13 protein-coding genes are annotated in these 17,816 nt (G+C 70.8%); 2 read left to right on the top strand and 11 right to left on the bottom strand.

Features of this window, described 5'->3' with window-relative positions; genetic code table 11:
* Positions 1-128: 128 nt before the first annotated feature.
* The 7 genes from ABZ796_RS17390 to ABZ796_RS17360 form a co-directional block, all read right to left on the bottom strand.
* Positions 129-2,102, bottom strand: a complete 1,974-nt coding sequence (locus ABZ796_RS17390; protein ID WP_357338474.1) for an ExeM/NucH family extracellular endonuclease — start codon at positions 2,100-2,102, stop codon at positions 129-131.
* A gap of 154 nt (positions 2,103-2,256) precedes the next feature.
* A complete protein-coding gene (pgsA, locus tag ABZ796_RS17385; protein WP_357338473.1) occupies positions 2,257-2,895 on the bottom strand; it encodes a CDP-diacylglycerol--glycerol-3-phosphate 3-phosphatidyltransferase in 639 nt (212 codons plus the stop codon).
* 10 nt (positions 2,896-2,905) lie between these two features.
* Positions 2,906-4,309: a 30S ribosomal protein S12 methylthiotransferase RimO gene (rimO, locus tag ABZ796_RS17380; protein ID WP_357338478.1), complete on the bottom strand. Its 1,404-nt coding sequence runs from the start codon at positions 4,307-4,309 to the stop codon at positions 2,906-2,908.
* A 106-nt stretch (positions 4,310-4,415) separates the two neighbouring features.
* Positions 4,416-4,838: a universal stress protein gene (locus tag ABZ796_RS17375; RefSeq protein ID WP_357338471.1), complete on the bottom strand. Its 423-nt coding sequence runs from the start codon at positions 4,836-4,838 to the stop codon at positions 4,416-4,418.
* Complete coding sequence (locus ABZ796_RS17370) at positions 4,838-6,370, bottom strand: tripartite tricarboxylate transporter permease (RefSeq protein ID WP_357338469.1); 1,533 nt, start codon at positions 6,368-6,370, stop codon at positions 4,838-4,840. The genes ABZ796_RS17375 and ABZ796_RS17370 overlap by 1 nt, the downstream gene beginning before the upstream one ends.
* A 10-nt stretch (positions 6,371-6,380) precedes the next feature.
* Positions 6,381-6,911 carry a tripartite tricarboxylate transporter TctB family protein gene (locus ABZ796_RS17365; RefSeq protein ID WP_357338467.1) on the bottom strand — a complete coding sequence of 177 codons (531 nt, stop codon included), beginning with the start codon at positions 6,909-6,911 and terminating at the stop codon, positions 6,381-6,383.
* Positions 6,908-7,957, bottom strand: a complete 1,050-nt coding sequence (locus ABZ796_RS17360; RefSeq protein WP_357338465.1) for a tripartite tricarboxylate transporter substrate-binding protein — start codon at positions 7,955-7,957, stop codon at positions 6,908-6,910. The genes ABZ796_RS17365 and ABZ796_RS17360 overlap by 4 nt, the downstream gene beginning before the upstream one ends.
* A 101-nt stretch (positions 7,958-8,058) precedes the next feature.
* On the opposite strand from ABZ796_RS17360, the gene ABZ796_RS17355 reads away from it, so the two are divergent.
* Together ABZ796_RS17355 and ABZ796_RS17350 are read left to right on the top strand one after the other, a co-directional pair.
* Entirely contained in the window at positions 8,059-9,732 is a 1,674-nt protein-coding gene (locus ABZ796_RS17355) for an ATP-binding protein (RefSeq protein ID WP_357338463.1), read from the top strand.
* Entirely contained in the window at positions 9,729-10,445 is a 717-nt protein-coding gene (locus tag ABZ796_RS17350) for a response regulator (protein WP_357338462.1), read from the top strand. The genes ABZ796_RS17355 and ABZ796_RS17350 overlap by 4 nt, the downstream gene beginning before the upstream one ends.
* 10 nt (positions 10,446-10,455) lie before the next feature.
* On the opposite strand, the gene ABZ796_RS17345 is transcribed toward ABZ796_RS17350, so the two are convergent.
* The 4 genes from ABZ796_RS17345 to ABZ796_RS17330 all read right to left on the bottom strand — a co-directional run bounded on the left by ABZ796_RS17345 (position 10,456) and on the right by ABZ796_RS17330 (position 17,796).
* Positions 10,456-11,472, bottom strand: a complete 1,017-nt coding sequence (locus ABZ796_RS17345; protein WP_357338461.1) for a LacI family DNA-binding transcriptional regulator — start codon at positions 11,470-11,472, stop codon at positions 10,456-10,458.
* 23 nt (positions 11,473-11,495) lie between these two features.
* The gene (locus ABZ796_RS17340; RefSeq protein ID WP_357338460.1) at positions 11,496-12,866 is read right to left on the bottom strand and encodes a glycoside hydrolase family 16 protein; all 1,371 of its coding nucleotides are present in this window, start codon (positions 12,864-12,866) and stop codon (positions 11,496-11,498) included.
* A gap of 290 nt (positions 12,867-13,156) precedes the next feature.
* On the bottom strand, positions 13,157-15,127 hold the full coding sequence (locus ABZ796_RS17335; protein WP_357338458.1) for a helix-turn-helix domain-containing protein: 1,971 nt from the start codon (positions 15,125-15,127) through the stop codon (positions 13,157-13,159).
* A complete protein-coding gene (locus ABZ796_RS17330; protein WP_357338456.1) occupies positions 15,124-17,796 on the bottom strand; it encodes a DNA translocase FtsK 4TM domain-containing protein in 2,673 nt (890 codons plus the stop codon). The genes ABZ796_RS17335 and ABZ796_RS17330 overlap by 4 nt, the downstream gene beginning before the upstream one ends.
* Positions 17,797-17,816: the final 20 nt, after the last annotated feature.

Here is a 17,816-nt window from a genome sequence, read left to right as displayed (position 1 = left end):
CCGCTCTTCGCTCCGGGCCCGCCCTACCCTTGATCCCCGTCCGGCGGCCCTCTAATGCCGAGCCGACTCGACGGGTTGTTCGGTTGATTCGCGCCGACTCGGCATGGGGGGCCGTGTCGGGGTCCGTGCTAACCCGCGTTGCGCTTCAGCCCGACGACGACCGGGTCGTGGTCGGAGGAGCGGTAAGGCGAGTCGGTGTGCAGGTCGGCACCGGTGTAGTTGTAGCGGCTGTACTCCAGCAGCAGCGACTCACCCGAGTTGATCCCCCAGATGTCGGAGCCGGTGAAGCGGCGCTGGGCGTGCCGGTTGAGCAGCACGTGGTCGAGGGAGCCGGCCAGGCCCGAGAAGGAGTAGCTGTACTCCTCGTTGCCGCTGAGCGTCTCGGAGTCGGCGTAGCCCGCCTCGTAGAGGACCTGCATCGGGTCCTCCTGGGTGTAGGAGTTGAAGTCCCCGGCGAGCGCGACGTCGGCGATCCCGGTCTGGGAACGGATCGAGGAGACCCAGGAGACCAGCGCGGTGGCCTGGCGGACCCGCGACTCGTTGGAGGCACCCTGGCCGTCGCCGGTGTCGCCGTCGCCCGGCCACGGGCCGGGCGAGCCCTTCGACTTGAAGTGGTTGACCACGAAGAAGAACGGCGCTCCGCCGTCGGCCGGCTTGAAGATCTGACCGATGGGCTCGCGAGCGTTGCCGAAGGCCTGGTCGTCGCCGCTCTGGTCGCCCAGCGCACGGGCCTCGCCGAGGCGGCGTACGGCCGAGCGCTTGTAGATGATCGCGTTGGTGATCACGTCGGCACCGGAGGCATCGGGCAGCTCGGAGGAGGACGGGTTGGCGGTCCAGATCTTGCGACCGGCGGCGGCGTTGAGCGCCGCGACCAGCGAGTTCGTCGCCTCGTCCGGAGTCTCCCCCAGACGGGCGGAGTTCTCGATCTCCATCAGACCGACGACATCGGCGTCGAGCGCGTTGATCGCGGCGACGATCTTCGCCTGCTGACGGGCGAAGTCGGCCGGGTCCCAGGCGCCGCGCTGGTCGCAGCCGCCGCTGACGTTGTTGCCGTCGCCGGCACGGTCCTTGAAGGCGGTGCAGCCACCGTCACCGACGTTGTCGTCGTCGGCGTCGCCCAGCGTGGTGAAGTAGTTGAGCACGTTGAAGGAGGCGATCTTCACGTCGGCACGGCGGCCGATCTTGCGCTCGTCGGGAGCCTCGGTGCGTACGTCCTCGAAGTCGGCCGGCCACGAGGCCGGGTCGGCGGTGGCGACCTGGGTCGGCTGGAGGCGGTAGGTCGGCGCCGAGGGCGAGCCGCCCTCGGAGAGGATCACCGGGCCACGGAAGTCGACGGAGGCGCCGACCACGACGGGCGAGGTGTTGGAGACGTAGGGGATCGTCCGGCTCGTCGGCGGGCGGAGCGTGGTCGAGGAGCCGTCGTCGAGCACGATCCCGCGGGCGGCGTTGTCGGCCTCGACCGCCGCGGCCTCGGCCGACCCGGGACTGGCGACCTCGGTCGGCTGGAGCAGCGGGTGGTCGCCCTGGGCGAGGCCGAGCTCGCCGAAGTTCTCGACGCCGTAGGTGTTGCTCACCGTGATGTCGCCCTGTGGCGCGAAGAGCATGCCCTCCAGCGACTCCTTCTGTGCGGCGGTCGCCGGCCACTGCGACACGACCGGGTCGATCGAGCCGGTGCCGTCGGTGACGATGTCGGCGGCCGTGGGCACCGACACCTCGGTCAGCCCGGCGTACTCGGTCACCGCTCCGGTCACCGTCACCGCATCGCCCGGCTTGACGGTGACGGCACCCGCCGAGCGAGGCTGGTGGACGAAGACCGCGTCGGAGGCGTCGTGGGACCCGAGGTCGAGCGACCCGCCCGTGCCGGCGGTCTGGAGGTAGAAGCCGAAGAAGCCGCCCGAGGGGTAGGCGGCTGTGACGATGCCGCTGGTCGTGACGGTCTGACCGACCAGCGGGCTGGCGGTGCCGGCGCCCTGGATGTCGGCGATGGCGACGGCCTCGGCCGTCGTGGTGGCGCTTGCGGTCGGGATGGCGACCGCGCCGATGCCCGCGACGGCGGCCGTCAGGCCGACCATCGAACCGAGCACCTGACGTGCTGAGAACATGGATGACTCCCCGCGTGTGGAAGGTAGAGGGCGATGGGCGGTCTGCCCGATTCAGCACCGACCGAAACGCGACAATAACGCCGCGTACGCCTTCTTCGCGGGGATCTTCGATGAACGTCCGGTAACGGAGTTACAACTACCCGAAATTGGAGATCTACGACGAGCGGAGCGAGGCGCGCTGCTTCCACACGCCGTGGAAGAACTGCGCCCCCGACCACATCGTCAGGGCGACCGCGACCGCGAGGCAGACCTGGAAGGCGTAGAAGAGAAGTGAGTAGACCAGGGCGTCGCCGAACGCGCCACCGTGGGCCGAACCGTGCGGGAGCGGCAGCAGCAGGCCGCCGAGGGCGACCGCCTGCACCGTGGTCTTGATCTTGCCGAGCTGGTCGGCCGCGATCACGATCCGCTTGAGCACCGAGAGCCGCAGCAGCGTGACGCTCCACTCGCGCAGCAGCACGATGATGGTCACCCACCACCAGATGTCGCCGACGATCGAGAGACCGATGAAGGCCATCCCGGTGACCGCCTTGTCGGCGATCGGATCGGCGATCTTGCCGAAGTCGGTGATCAGGTTGTGCTTGCGGGCCAGGTCGCCGTCGATCTTGTCGGTGATCATCGCCAGCGCGAAGATCACGAACGAGACCCAGCGCAGGGTCGGGTTGTCGCCGCCGTCGGCGAGCAGCGCCCAGGCGAAGAACGGCACCGCGAGGATCCGCAGCGTGGTCAGCGCGTTGGGTACGTTCCAGTTGCTCGTCTTCTCGACGGTGCCGGCATCGTTGGGCTCAGCGTTCACGGGCTGCACCCTAACCGTTCACCGACGCGACCAGGTCAACGCCTTCGGAGGCGGTGACGGTCGCAGTGACCAGATCGCCCGGACGTACGCCCTCGACATCACCTTCGAGGGAGGTCATCCCGTCGACCTCGGGTCCCTGGTGGGCGGCCCGGCCGAGAATCTCTCCGTCGGCGACCTCCTCGACGAGCACGACGACCTGCTCGCCGATCCGCTCCTCGGCCCGCTGGGCGGTGAGCTCCTCGACGAGCTCGTTGACGTGCTCGACGCGGGCGCGGATCTCGTCGGCGTCCAGCTTGAGCGCCTCGTCGAACCCGGCGGCCTCGGTGCCCTCCTCGTCGGAGTAGCCGAAGACGCCGGTGACGTCCATGCGCGCGGCGACCAGGAAGTCGGTGAGGATCTCGAGGTCCTCCTCGGTCTCGCCGGGGAAGCCGACGATGACGTTGGAGCGGACCCCTGCCTCCGGGGCGTACGCACGGATCTGCTCGAGCAGGCCCAGGAAGCTCTCCGGGTCGCCGAACCGCTTCATCCGCCGCAGGACGGCGTTGGAGGCGTGCTGGAAGCTCAGGTCGAAGTAGGGGGTCACACCCGGCGTGGTGCCGATGACCTTCAGCAGGTCGGGCCGGGTCTCGGCCGGCTGCAGGTAGGAGACGCGCACGCGCTCGATGCCGTCGATGCCGGCCAGCTCCGGTAGCAGCGTCTCGAGGAGCCGGATGTCGCCGAGGTCCTTGCCGTAGGAGGTGGAGTTCTCCGAGACCAGGAACAGCTCCTTGACTCCCTGCTGGGCCAGCCACTGGGCCTCGTGGAGCACGTCGGAGGGACGCCGCGACACGAACGAGCCACGGAACTGCGGGATCGCGCAGAAGGTGCAGCGACGGTCACAGCCCGAGGCGAGCTTCAGCGGCGCCCACGGCGCGTCGTCGAGCCGGGTACGTCCCGCGAAACCGGGCACCTGATCGACGGCGGCCATGCCGGGGACCGAGATGGCGGAGGCGTCGCGCTCGACCGGGGAGATCGGGAGCAGCAGGCGCCGGTCCTGGGGCGTGTGCGGGTGGTGGGCCTCCCCGCTGAGGATGGAGCGGAGCTTGGCGGCGATGTCGGGGTAGTCGTCGAAACCGAGCACCGCGTCGGCCTCGGGGAGCTCGGCGGCCAGGTCCTTGCCGTAGCGCTCGGCCATGCAGCCGACCGCCACCACTGCCTGCGCGCGGCCGGTCTCCTTGAGGTCGGCCGCCTCGAGCAGCGTGTCGACCGAGTCCTTCTTCGCCTGCTCGACGAAGCCGCAGGTGTTGACGACCACGGTGTCGGCCTCGTCCGGGTCGGCGACCAGGCGGAAGCCCCCGGCCGTCAGCCGGCCGGCGAGCTCCTCGGAGTCCACCTCGTTGCGGGTGCACCCGAGGGTCACCATGGCGACCGACAGGAGTGGCTGGGCGGTCTCGGCGGAGGATTCGGTGGCAGTGCTCATCACCGTGAAGTATGACGCGCACACGCCCCGGACACCGAACCCTCGCGCCGTGGAGCCACGATCAGTCGGGCACCGAGCCCGGCTTCACGGAGAGGACCGGGCAGGAGGCCCCGAGCAGGATCCGCTGCGCGACGCTGCCCATGAGCAGCTTGCCGACCGGCGTACGCCGCCGCAGACCGACCACGACCAGCTTGGCGTCGAGCCGCTCGGCGGCATCGAGGACCGCACCGGCGACGTCGGGGTCGATGGACTGCCGGATCTCGTGGGGCCGGCCCGAGTCGGCCAGCCGGCGCTCGAGCTCGGCCACCTGCTCGTCGACGGCGAAGCGGTCATCGACCGGGGCGTCGCCCCGGGAGGCGTTGACGACCACGACCCCACGGTCGCGACGCTCGGCGTCGGCGAGCGCCCAGTCGAGCGCGACCGCGCCGTAGACGTCGGGCGCCCACGCCACGACCACCCAGCCACCTGCGGGAGTCTCACTCATCAGTTCACCAGCTCCTTCTCGTCCTCGAGTTCGTCAGGGTCGGCCGACTGCTCGGCCCGTGCCCGGACCCGGGCGATGAACGGCCGGCCCAGGATGAACAGCGCGATCAGGACGTAGATCGCCACCGCGAGCGGCTCGCTCAGCAACCCACCGTAGTCACCGCCCGAGATCGTCAGCGCCTCACGCAGCTTGCTCTCCATCAGCGGCCCCAGGATGACGCCCAGGATCAGCGGCAGCACGGGCAGGCCGAAACGGCGCATCATCAGCCCGAGCAGACCGAAGGCGACCAGCAGACCGATGTCGAACGGGTCCAGGTTCGTCGCGTACGCACCCAGGCAGGCGAAGAACAGGATGCCTGCGTAGAGCTGCGGTCGCGGGATCCGCAGCAGCCGGGCCCACAGCGGCGCCAGCGGCAGGTTGAGCACCAGCAGCAAGGTGTTGCCGATCAGGAGGCTGGCCAGCAGCGTCCACACCAGGTCGGCGTGGTCGGTCATCAGCTGCGGACCCGGGGTGATGCCGTAGCCCTGGAGCGCCGAGAGCATCACCGCGGCGGTGGCCGTCACCGGCAGGCCGAGGGCCAGCATCGGCACGAACATGCCGGCGGCCGAGGCGTTGTTGGCCGCCTCCGGCCCGGCGACGCCCTCGATCGCGCCGCGGCCGAAGTCGCCGCGCTTGGAGAGCTTCCGCTCGGTCAGGTACGAGAGGAACGTCGGGATCTCGGCGCCGCCGGCCGGGAGGGCACCGAACGGGAACCCGAAGGCGGTGCCGCGCAGCCACGGCTTCCAGGAGCGGGACCAGTCGTCGCGTCCCATCCAGGGGCGGCCGACCGGGACGACGTGCGCCGGACGCCGGCGCAGGTGAGCGGCCACCCACAGGGCCTCGCCGAGGGCGAAGATGCCGACCGCGACGACCACGATGTCGAGCCGGTCGACGAGCTGGGTCACCCCGAAGGTGAGCCGCGGCTGGCCGGTGTTGAGGTCGAGACCGACCAGGCCGATCGTCAGGCCGAGGAACAGCGCCGCGAAGCCGCGCAGGGCCGAGGTGCCGAGCACCGTCGTGGTCATGACCAGGGCCAGGACCATCAGCGCGAAGTACGAGGGCGCCCCCAGCTCGACGGCCACGTCGGCCAGGGCCGGCGAGAAGAAGGCCACCAGGATGGTGCCGATGGTGCCGGCGACGAACGAGCCGACCGCGGCGGTGGCCAGCGCCTGCGCGCCACGCCCCGCCCGGGCCATCCGGTTGCCCTCCAGCGCCGTCATCACCGAGGCGGACTCCCCCGGTGTGTTCAGCAGGATCGAGGTCGTCGAGCCGCCGTACATGCCGCCGTAGTAGAGGCCGGCGAACATGATGAACGCGCTGGTCGGCTCGAGGCGGTACGTCACGGGCAGCAGCAGCGCGATGGCCATCGCAGGCCCGATGCCGGGCAGCACGCCGACGAAGGTGCCCAGCAGCACGCCGATGGCGGCATAGAGCAGGTTCATCGGGGTCAGGGCGGACTCGAGTCCGCCCATGAGCAGTTGGAAGTTCTCCATCAGTCAGTCCTCACAGGATCCCGTCGAGTACGCCAGGGGTGAGCGGGATGCCCAGACCGACGTAGAAGGCGTACCAGCTGGCGACCGCCAGGACGATCCCGACGATCACATCCCGCACGAGCGTGCGGCTGCCGAGCGCCCAGGCGGCGCCGGCGAACAGCGCCGCACCGGAGATCGCCCAGCCGAGCAGGTTCACGGTCGCGACCGTGAACAGCAGGACCGCGACCAGCTTGAGGACCGTCATCCAGTCGGCCGACGAGCTCAGATCGACGTCCTCGCCCTCCTCGGGCTCCGGCTGGGAGCCGCGGGCGGTGGCGACCGCCAGCAGCACACCGACCAGGACGAGGCCGGCGCCGATGACGTACGGGAAGAGGCGGGGGCCGACCGGGTCGGCGAAGCCGACCTCCAGGCCGGTGGCATCGATGACGGTGTAGATCCCGACGACGACCAGGAACAGGGACAGGCCGTACTGGCCGACGTCGACCCGCCGCGCGGGGCTCGTGGGCTCGGGGGGTTGGGTTTCGGTGACGTGGACGCTCACAGCAGATCCAGCTCCTTCAGGGTCGAGGCGACGCGCTGGTCCTGCTCGACCAGCAGGTCGTGGAAGTCGTCGCCGGTCACGAAGGCGTCGGTCCAGCCGTTGTCCTTGAGCGCCTGCTGCCACTGCTTTGAGTCGTGCATCCGGGTGAGCAGGTCGATCAGCTCCTGCCGGCGCTTGTCGCTGATGCCCGGCGGGGCGAGCACGCCGCGCCAGTTGAGGAAGACGAGGTCGATGCCGCTCTCGGTCAGCGTGGGCGCGTCGGCGAACACACCGGCGCCGCGCTCGTCGCCGGAGACGGCCAGGACCCGCAGCTCACCGGCCTCGACCTGGCCCTCGAACTCGGCGAGCCCGGAGAAGCCGACCTCGATCTTGTGACCCAGCAGCGCGCTGGTGAGCGGACCACCGCCGTCGTACGGGACGTAGGTGACGTCCTTCGGGTCGATGCCGGCGGCCTCGGCCAGCTGCATCGGGAAGAGGTGGTCGGGGCCACCGGGCGAGGAGCCGCCGCCGACGACGATGGACTCGGGGTCCTCGGCCCAGGCCTTCACCAGGTCGTCGATGGTCTTGAACGGCGAGTCGGCCGGAACCAGCACGCCCTCCTGCTCCTCGATGAGCTGGGCGATCGGGGTGGCGTCCTGGGGACGGGCGTCCACGCCGAAGGAGTACGTGGAGCCGACCACGCCCAGACCGATGGTCATGAGCAGGTTGCCGTTGCCCTCCTCGCTCATCAGGCGGGACATCGCGACGGACCCGCCGGCGCCCAGGATGTTGGTCACCTGGATGTCGCCGCCGGCCATGTTGTCTCGGTCGAGGACCCCCACAGCCGCCCGGCCGGTCTGGTCATAGCCGCCACCGGGGCTGTTCGGGATCCACATGTCGAGGTCGCGCGACTCCGCGCCACCGGTCACGCCGCAGGCCGATGCCGCGGCGAGCAGGCAGGTCACGAGCACGACGGCGAGGGCACGGGTACGGCGTATGCTCGCTGCCCGGCCCCGCTGCATCAGCAGCGGCGGACGGGGCGGGGACTGCGATGTCGGCGTCGACAACGGCTGGCCTCCAGACTCAGGGGGATGAAACGGTCAGTGGCGATGGTCACAGCCCGAGGTGACCGCCGTCACCATTCGGCAACCAAAGGAGGTTGTGTAACTTGTGGTCACAGCGACCGCGCCGCCATCTGTCGCTGGCCGGGCAGGTGCTGCTGCTGCAGCTCTCGGTGCTGCTGCTCGTCGTCGTGGCGACCAGCATCGTCTCCCTGCGGCAGAGTGACGCCGACTTCCGTGACTCCCGCGAGGACCGGCTGCGAGCCGCCGCGGAGAGCCTGGCCGGGATCGCGGCGATCCAGGACGGGCTGACCAGCACCAGCGCCCCCGACCGGCAGGCCCTGGCCTTCTACCTGCAGACCCGGGCCGCGGACGCCGGCGCCGACACCGCCTACCTCACCGGGCTCGACGGCACGGTCCTGGTCGCCACCGACCCCACCCGGGCCGGCGAGACGCTCGACCTGGGAAGGCGCGAGACGAGCCGGGCCTGGTCCGGCGACATCGACGACGCCGGCCGCCGCGCGATCGCCGCCCAGGTCCCGGTCTACGGCGGTGGTTCGACCGGTGCGGACGCCGAGGCGCCGCGGCCGGTCGGCGTCGTCGTGGTGACCGAGGACTACCCGCCGATGACCGAGCGCCTCGCCCGCACCTGGGCCGACGCCCTCACCGTCCTGCTGGCCGGCCTCGCGCTCGGAGTGCTGGGGTCGTGGCTGCTGGCACGGCTGATCAAGCGGCGTACGCGGGGGCTGGAGCCCCGCGACATCGCCGCCCTCGCCGACCACCGCGAGGGTCTGCTGCGCTCGATCCGCGAGGGGGTGCTGGCCGTCGGCGCCGACGGGCGGGTCAGCCTGATGAGCGACAGCGCCCGAGAGCTGCTCGGGCTGACCTCGGACCCGACCGGGCGCCGGCTCGACGAGCTCGATCTGCCCGCCGAGACGCTCGCACTGCTCAGCGGGGCCGAGGAGGTGCACGACGCGCCGCTGGTCGCCGGCGAGCGCGTGCTGGTGCTCAACCGCAACCGGGTCCACCACGACGGCCGTCCCGCCGGCACTGTCACCACACTGCGCGACCGCACCGAGCTGGTGGCACTGCAGAGCGAGCTCAACGCCCGGGAGAGCGTCACCGAGACCCTGCGCGCGCAGACCCACGAGTTCAGCAACCAGCTGCACACCATCACCGGGCTCCTCGAGCTGGAGGAGTACGCCGAGGTCGGCCACTTCGTCACCGGGCTGACCGCACGCCGGGCGGCCCTGAGCGACCACATCACGTCCCGGATCGACGACCCCGCGGTGGCCGCCCTGCTCATCGCCAAGGCCAGCCTGGCCGCCGAGCGCCGGGTGAGCATCGACCTGGACGCCGCCAGCTCGCTTCCTCGACTCACGCCCGACGGGTCCGCCGACGTGGTCACCGTGCTCGGCAACCTGGTCGACAACGCCGTCGACGCGGCCGCGCTGGTCGGGCCGCTCGACGGTCGGGTCGGCGTACGCCTGACGGCCGAGGGCGAGACCGTGACCGTCCGGGTCTCCGACACCGGCGGCGGTGTACCGGCAGAGCGTCTGCCCGAGATCTTCCGGCGCGGCTTCAGCACCAAGCCGCGCGACGCGAGCGGCCGCGGGGTCGGGCTCGCGCTGGTGCAGCTGGTGTGCCGCGCGCGCGGCGGCGAGGTCGAGGTGGAGAATAGCGGGTCGACGGAGCGCCCCGGAGCGGTCTTCGTCGCGACCCTGCCGGGCGCCGCGCCGCTCGCCCCGCCCACCACCGCTGCCCCCGAGGAGGCCCGATGACGTCCGCACCGGAGCTCACCGTGCTCGTGGTCGAGGACGACTTCATGGTGGCCTCGATCCACACCCGCTTCGTGGAGCGCGTCGAGGGATTCCGCGTCGTCGGCGTGGCCGCCACCGGCTCCCAGGCGCTCGAGGAGACCGCCCGCCTCTCTCCCGACGTGCTGCTGCTCGACGTACACCTTCCCGACTTCAGCGGCATCGAGCTGCTGCGCCGGCTGCGCGGGCGAGGCGACGACGCCGACGTCATCGTCATCACCGCCGCCCGCGAGGCCGACACGGTGCGGGCGGCCGCGGCCGGCGGCGCCGCCCACTACGTGGTCAAGCCGTTCCCGTTCGAGGACCTCGCCGCCCGGCTGGACGACGTACGCCGGTCCCGCGAGGCGCTCGCCCGGATCGAGCAGCGGGCCGAGGGCGCCGAGCACCGCGACGAGGTCCAGGCCGGCATCGACGAGGTCTTCAGCCACCAGGGCGCACGGGAGGCCCGTGAGCGGCTGCCGAAGGGCCTCAGCGCCGAGACCGCCCGGGCCGTGCTGACCGCGCTCCAGACCGCCGGCGAGCTCAGCGCCACCGAGTGCGCCGACGCGATCGGCGTCTCCCGGGTGAGCGCCCGCCGCTACCTGGAGCACTTCGCGAGCACGGGCCGGATCGGCGTACGTCTCAACTACGGCACCGCCGGGCGACCCGAGCGGCGCTACCGCGCGGGAGATGCCTGAGGCTCCAGCCTCAGGCGGACTCGCGGATCACCAGCCTCGTCGGGAGCACGACCGAGGCCGCGACCTCCTCCCCCGCCACCAGGCGCAGGATCTGCTCGGCGAGGCGGGTGCCGATCTCGTGGATCGGCTGTTGCACGGTCGTCAGCGGCGGGTCGGTGAACCGGGCCGCGTCGACGTCGTCGAACCCGATCACCGCCACGTCGTCGGGAACCCGGCGGCCGAGCCGCCGCAGCGTACGCAGGGCACCGTCGGCCATCAGGTCGGAGGCCGCGAAGACGGCGTCGATGCCGGGATCGCGCTGCAACAGCCGCTCCATCGCGTCGATGCCGGACTGGCGCATGAAGTCGCCCTCCTCGACCAGCGGTACCGCCCCCGGCAGCGCCTGGAGACCGGAGAGGTAGCCGGCCAGGCGCTCACGCCCGGCGACCATGTCCTGCGGCCCGGCGATGGTCGCGATCCGGCGCCGGCCGAGGCCGACGAGGTGGTTCATCGCGGCCGCCACGCCGCTGGCGTGCTCGACATCGATGAACGGCACGGTGGCCTCGCCCAGCGGCCGCCCGCTGGTGACGACCGGGACGCCCGCCGCCCGCAGCTCCTCCGGCAGCGTGTCGGCGCCGTGCATCGAGGCGAGCACGACACCGTCGACGGTGCGGCTGTGCACGTAGCGCAGGATCCGGTCGTGGCTCGACCGCGTCGAGGCGAGCAGCAGCACCAGCTGCTTGTCCGCCTTCTCCAGCACCTCCCCGACGCCCCGGATCACGCCCGGGAAGAAGGCGTCGTCGGAGAAGACCCGGGTGGCGGACTCCGGCAGGATCAGCGCGATCGAGTCCGTACGTTGCGTCACCAGGCTCCGCGCCGCCGGGTTCGGCACGTAGCCGAGGTCGGCGATCGCCCGGCGGATGCTCTCGGCGACGTCGGCGCGCACGGTCGTGGAGCCGTTGACGACGCGCGAGACCGTCGCACGCGAGGCCCCGGCCGCCCGGGCCACCGTCTCCAGCGTCGGCCGGCCGGCCGGGGTCTCGTTCATGAGTGGAACCTATCTCGTCCTTCTCACCGGGAGAACGTGAACCAGTTCAGGTTGACGAAGTCGGCCGGCTGGCCGCTGGTGAACCGCAGGTAGACGGTGTGCGTGCCGGTCACCCCGGTGATGCCACCCGGGACCGTACGCCAGCTCTGCCAGCCGCCGGTGTTCGCCACCGAGAAGCTGCCGATCGGGGCGTTGTTCACGTTGTCGAGGCGTACCTCCACGAGACCGCTGACCCCTGCCGGCGCGCCGGAGGCGACCCGCGCGGAGAACGTACGGGCTGGGCTCGATCCGAAGTTCACACCGTCGTAGCGGAGCCAGTCGCCGTTGCTGAGGTAGCCGACGTTCTGGCCGCCGCCGGTGTCGGTGGTCGCCTCGGTCTGGGTGCCGCTCTGGGCGTTGTACGACTCCGCCTGGATGGTCGAGTAGGCGTCCCGGTTGCCCGGGGCGGGCGGGTCGGTCGGCTCGGTGGTGCCACCGCCCTTGGAGTAGACCGCGACGTAGTCGACCAGCATCGGCACGCCGGAGGCGGTCGCCGCCGTCGGGTTGCCCGGCCACCCGCCGCCGATCGCGACGTTGAGGATGATGAAGAAGCCGTGGTTGGTGGCGTTGTTCCAGGTCGTCGCGTCGACCTGGTTCGAGCGCACCGTGTGGTAGAGCGTGTTGTCGACGTAGAACCGGATCTGCTGCGGGCTGGTGCTGCGGTCCCACTCCATCGCGTAGGTGTGGAACGACGACTGACAGGTCGAGCCCGGGCAGCCCTGGAGGGTGCCACCGAGGCCGGTGGTCTCGTTGCACGGACCCCCGGGCGAGGTGCCGCAGTGGAGCGTTCCCCAGACCTGGTTGGCGCCGTTGACGTTCTCCATGATGTCGATCTCGCCGATGCCCGGCCAGTTCCAGTAGTTGCCGCGGAAGGGCTCCCCCAGCATCCAGAACGCCGGCCAGATGCCCTGGGCAGCCGCGCCGGTGACGTTCGGCATCTGGATGCGGCTCTCGACGCGGAGCACGCCTCCCGACGGCGGCTGGAAGTCGGTCCGGGTGGTCTCGATGCGGCCGGAGGTCCAGTTGCCGGCGCCGTCGCGGATCGGCTTGATGGCGAGGTTGCCGTTGCCGTCCTGGTAGACGTTCTGGGTGCTGTCGGTGTGGTAGGCAATCTCTCCGGTGCCCCAGTTGGCGGCGCCGCCGGGGTAGGAGTGGCCGATGTCGTAGATCCAGTTGCTCGTGTTGATCCGCGACCCGGCCGTTCCGGTGAAGTCGTCGCTCCACACCTTCGTCCAGCCGGCCGGGGTTCCCGGCTCCGACGCCTGCGACGCCTGCCCGACCGACGTCAGTGGCACCGCCACCGCGATCACGCCGGCCGCGATGACGGCGGCTCCTAATGCCTTGAGACTTCTCATGATGACTCGCTTTCCGATGAACGAGCGTCGAGTCCTGGCGACTCGTGAGAGCGCTCTCTTGGGTGTCATGGTCGCAGGCTCGATGTGACCGACGTCACCAAATCCCGAACTCTTTAAGATCCCGCCGAGTCGGCCCGTCTTGACCAAGATCAGCGCCGAGTCGGCCCGTCTTGACCAAGATCAGCGCCGAGTCGGCCCGTCATGACGAGCCGACTCGGCCGTGAATGCGGTCAGGATGAGCCGACTCGGCGGAATCTGGTGAGACAGACGCGCCGAGCCGGCGGGCGGAGTCAGTTGGCGGTGTAGGTGCGCTGAGCGGCTTCGCCGGTCTTGCCGAGGGCCTTGGCCTTGCCGTCGCCCACGGCGACCTTGAGGGAACCGTCGGAGGTCTGTACACGCAACGGCGGGGTGACCTGGAGCTGCTTGGACTCGCCGAAGGCGAGGTCACCACTGAAGACCACCTTGCCGCGCGAGTCGCGGACGACCACGTGGGCCCCGCCACCTGCGGCGGAGATGGTCACCGGGACGGGCGAGGACTTCCCGTAGGGGCTGTCGGTGCCGGCGGAGCCGTCGAGCTGGATCGCTCCGGCCTCGGGCTCGTGCTGGGTGCCGTCGATGACCAGGCGCGCGACCGACCAAACCAGGATGACCGCCATCACGGCGGCGACCAGGACCGACCAGGACGGGCCGCCACGCATCCGCCGGACCGGGCGGATCGCCGCGCTGTGGGCGAGTTCGGCCTCGAAGACGGCGCGCGGGCTGACCGGGCCGGAGGCGTACTTCTCGTCGTAGGTGCGCAGCAGCGGCGCGACCTCGATGCCGAGGACACGCGCCAGCGTGCGCAGGTGGCCACGGGCGTAGAAGTCGCCGCCGCAGGGACCGAAGTCGTCGACCTCGATCGCCTCGATGACGTGCGGACGGATCCGCGTCCACTCGGCCAGGCCGTCCATGTCCAGGGCGAGCCGGCGGCGGGCCGCAGCGATCTCGGCACCGATCTCCGGGACCTTGGTCGGCACCACCTCGGTGACCTGGTCGTCGGCGTCGTCGATCCGGGGTCCTGAGCTCGTCGACGGGGAGAGCGCCTTGACCCCCTCCTCGGGCACCGAGACAGGACGTACGCCCTCGAGCTCGGGGTCATCGACGCCCGGCTCGACGAGGACGGCGTCTCCGAGATCGAGGTCGGCATCGAAGTCCGAATCGGTCTCGACCGGAGGCAGCTGCAGCGCGTTCGCGCCGTGGACGGCGATGGTCTCCTGCGGCTCCTCGGGCACGTAGCGTACGTCGACCCGGACCGCCGTCGAGGGCTCGCGCAGCGGCGCGACCGGCTCCGCCTTCGCCTCGCTCTTCACAGCGGGCTCCGGGTCGGCCTTCGGCGTCGTCTCGTCCTGCTCCGTGTCCCGGTCCACCTGGTCCTGCTCCGCCTCGTCCGCCACGTCTGCGGCATTGATATCAGGCTCGTCCAAGACCCGGAGCATCCGGGGGTTGGTGTCGCCGGCATGCTCCGAAAGCGGCGGTCGGATCGCGGTGTCACCGTCGTCAGCGACGGCGCCGACGGCGCCGACGGCGCCGTCGGCGGCCTCGTCGATGTCCTCGGCAGAGCTCTCGTCGACGCTCTTCGCGCCGCTCTCGCCGGTGCTCTCCTCAGCCTCCGCCTCCGGCTCCTCGACGTCGAGCCCGGGGTCGATCTCGACGACCTCGACGCCGTCGGCGGCGACGATGGCGATGGCCTCGGTGACATCGTCACCGGCGCCCAGGACGCGGGTGGAGAGGCCGAGCGGCAGCGAGAACGGGAGGCCGTAGAGGCGTTCGGTCAGCATCGCCTGGCGCCGGGCGGTCGGCGAGAGCTCCTCGAGCACCTCGTCCTCGTCGTGCAGCAGGACGCCGATGCGCCCGTCCTTCCAGAACCGCTCGATGCCGTCCGGACGCGGGGTGTGCTCGACGGACTCGATCTTCGACCACGGGATGCCCTGCCAGGTCTGGCCGAAGCGGAGCCGTACGCCCTGCTCGTCCACGAGCAGCAGCGGCATCCGGGAGTCCCAGGCCGTCCAGCCCTGCACCACCGCGACGGCGAGCAGGATCAGGCCGACCAGATAGCCCTCGATACCGCCGCGCAGCACGAAGGCGAGGCCGACCAGCAGCGACGCGAGCGCCACCACCAGCGCGAGGCGGCCGTTGCGGCGTACCTCGACGACGTCGACATCGTGAGTCTCGACGGCCTCGACAGGGTCGATGGTCTCGACGGCCGGTGAATTCTCGCTCACTTCTCCCCCTGGATCGTTGCGATGACGCCGTCGATCTCGTCGGGCTTGACGAGTACGTCGCGTGCCTTGGAGCCCTCCGAGGGACCGACCACCCCGCGCGACTCCAGGATATCCATCAGGCGGCCGGCCTTGGCGAACCCGACGCGGAGCTTGCGCTGCAGCATCGAGGTCGACCCGAACTGGGTCGAGACGATCAGCTCGATCGCCTGGATGACCAGATCCATGTCGTCGCCGATGTCGTCGTCCAGCACCCGCTTCGACTCCGCCGGGGCGGTCACGTCGTCACGGTAGGACGGCTCGAGCTGGCCCTTGACCGACTTCACGACCGCGTTGATCTCCGACTCGGAGACCCACGAGCCCTGCACACGGAGCGGCTTGGAGGAGCCCATCGGCAGGAACAGCCCGTCGCCCTGGCCGACCAGCTTCTCCGCACCCGGCTGGTCGAGGATGACGCGCGAGTCGGCCAGCGACGAGGTCGCGAAGGCGAGCCGCGAGGGCACGTTGGCCTTGATCAGGCCGGTGACCACGTCGACCGAGGGCCGCTGCGTGGCCAGCACCAGGTGGATGCCGGCGGCACGGGCGAGCTGGGTGATGCGTACGACCGCGTCCTCGACGTCGCGCGGGGCGACCATCATCAGGTCGGCGAGCTCGTCGACGATGACCAGCAGGTAGGGGTAGGGCGACAGCACGCGCTCGGAGTCGGGCGGGACCTGCACCTTCCCGGCGCGCACGGCCTTGTTGAAGTCGTCGACGTGACGAAAGCCGAAGTTGGCCAGGTCGTCGTAGCGCATGTCCATCTCGCGTACGACCCAGGCCAGCGCCTCGGCGGCCTTCTTCGGGTTGGTGATGATGGGCGTGATCAGGTGCGGCACGCCCTCGTAGGAGTTGAGCTCGACCCGCTTGGGGTCGACCATGATCATCCGCACCTCGTCGGGGGTGGCCCGCATCAGCACCGAGGTGATCATCGAGTTGATGAAGGACGACTTACCCGAGCCGGTCGCACCCGCGACCAGCAGGTGGGGCATCTTGGCGAGGTTGGCGACCACGAAGCCGCCCTCGACGTCCTTGCCGACGCCGGTGATCATCGGGTGGTGGTCGCCGCGCGCCGCGTTGGAGCGCAGCACGTCGCCGAGGGTGACGATCTCCTTGTCGGAGTTCGGGATCTCCACACCGACGGCGGACTTGCCGGGGATGGGCGAGAGGATGCGTACGTCGGCGGAGGCCACCGCATAGGCGATGTTCTTCTGGATCCCGGTGATCTTCTCGACCTTCACGCCGGCACCGAGCTCGACGATGTAGCGGGTGACCGTCGGGCCGCGGGTGTAGCCGGTGACCGCGGCGTCGATGCTGAACTCCTCCAGCACCGCCTGGAGCCGGCTGACGATGTCGTCGGAGGCCTTGGAGCGGGCCTTGTGCGGCGAGCCGGGCTTGAGCAGATCGCTGCCCGGGAGCGTGTAGGCGACGTCACCGGCGAGCATCAACTGCTCGACGCGCTGGGGCAGCTCGGCGTGCGGCGGCGGCTCGAGGTCTCGCCTCTTGCCGGCCTTCGGCGCAGCGTCGGAGACCGCGGGCATGAGACCCGCGGCGTCGCTGGGAACGGCCTCATCCGGCTGGGTGTCGGCGTCGGAGTCGTCGTCGAGGGCGAGCGCGATGTCGAGCCCGTCCTTCTTCCGCTTCTTCTTCGGCTTCTCCTCCTCGAGGAGCGGCGTCTCGTAGGGCTCGAAGCCCTCAGGGTCGAAGGTGTCGTCGTCGGCGAAGAGCCTGCCGCCGCGGCGTACACGCCGGATGTTGGTGCCGCTTTCGCTCAGCTCCTCGGGCGGGGTCAGGCCCAGCGCCCGGTCGCGCAGCTCCACCAGGCGGCTCGGCACCTGGTAGAGCGGGGTCCCGGTGATCACCAGGATCCCGAAGACGACGAGAAGCGAGAGGAGTACGACGACCACGGCCGTCGAGCGCAGGACGTCGAGCAGCAGGCTCGCCACGACGTAGCCGATCGCGCCGCCGGCCCACTGCAGCTCGCTGCTGTCGCCAGATGTGGGCTGCGGGTTGCCGTTGGCGATCTGGATGATGCCCAGCGTGGCCATCAGGAACGCGGCCCAGCCGATCGCGAGCCGGCCGACAGGCGCCGCGTTGACCGGGTCGCGCATCAGCCGGGCCCCCGCGACGACCAGCCCAATCGGCACCAGCCAGCCGACCTTGCCGACGACGCCGGCCACGGCGATGCGTACGACGTCGAAGAACTGCCCGCCGAGCTGGAACCAGACGCCGGCGGCGACGAGGACGGAGAGGCCGATCAGGAACAGGCCGACACCGTCGCGCCGGTGCTCCGGCTCGAGGTCGCTGGCCGCCTGCCCACCGACACGGAAGATGGCCGCCACTCCCCCGGCGATCGCCAGCCACAGGCTGGCGATGGTGGAGAAGATGGCGTCGAAGAGGACCGCGATCGGGCTGGGCCCGTTGCGTACGGCACGAGGCGGCGTACGGTTCGTCGTCTTCCGGTTGGCCGACTTTGCGGCGGGACGGCGCTTGTTCTGACCTTTGGAAGGCGCTGCCTTTGAGCGGGCCCGGCTCGTGGCCGTTGCTCGCTTTGTCGTGGTCGTACTCCGGGGACGGGTGCTCTTGGTGGTGGTCGAGCTCCGCGACCCCGGCGGGGAAGACGTACGGGTCGCCATACAAGCAGGGTATTTGACCA

The sequence above is a fragment of the Nocardioides sp. NPDC047086 genome, from assembly GCF_040643685.1.
In the GTDB taxonomy this organism is placed as follows: Bacteria; Actinomycetota; Actinomycetes; order Propionibacteriales; family Nocardioidaceae; genus Nocardioides.
Note: the sequence above shows the minus strand (reverse complement) of the source record. Positions and strands in the feature narration are given on the sequence as shown.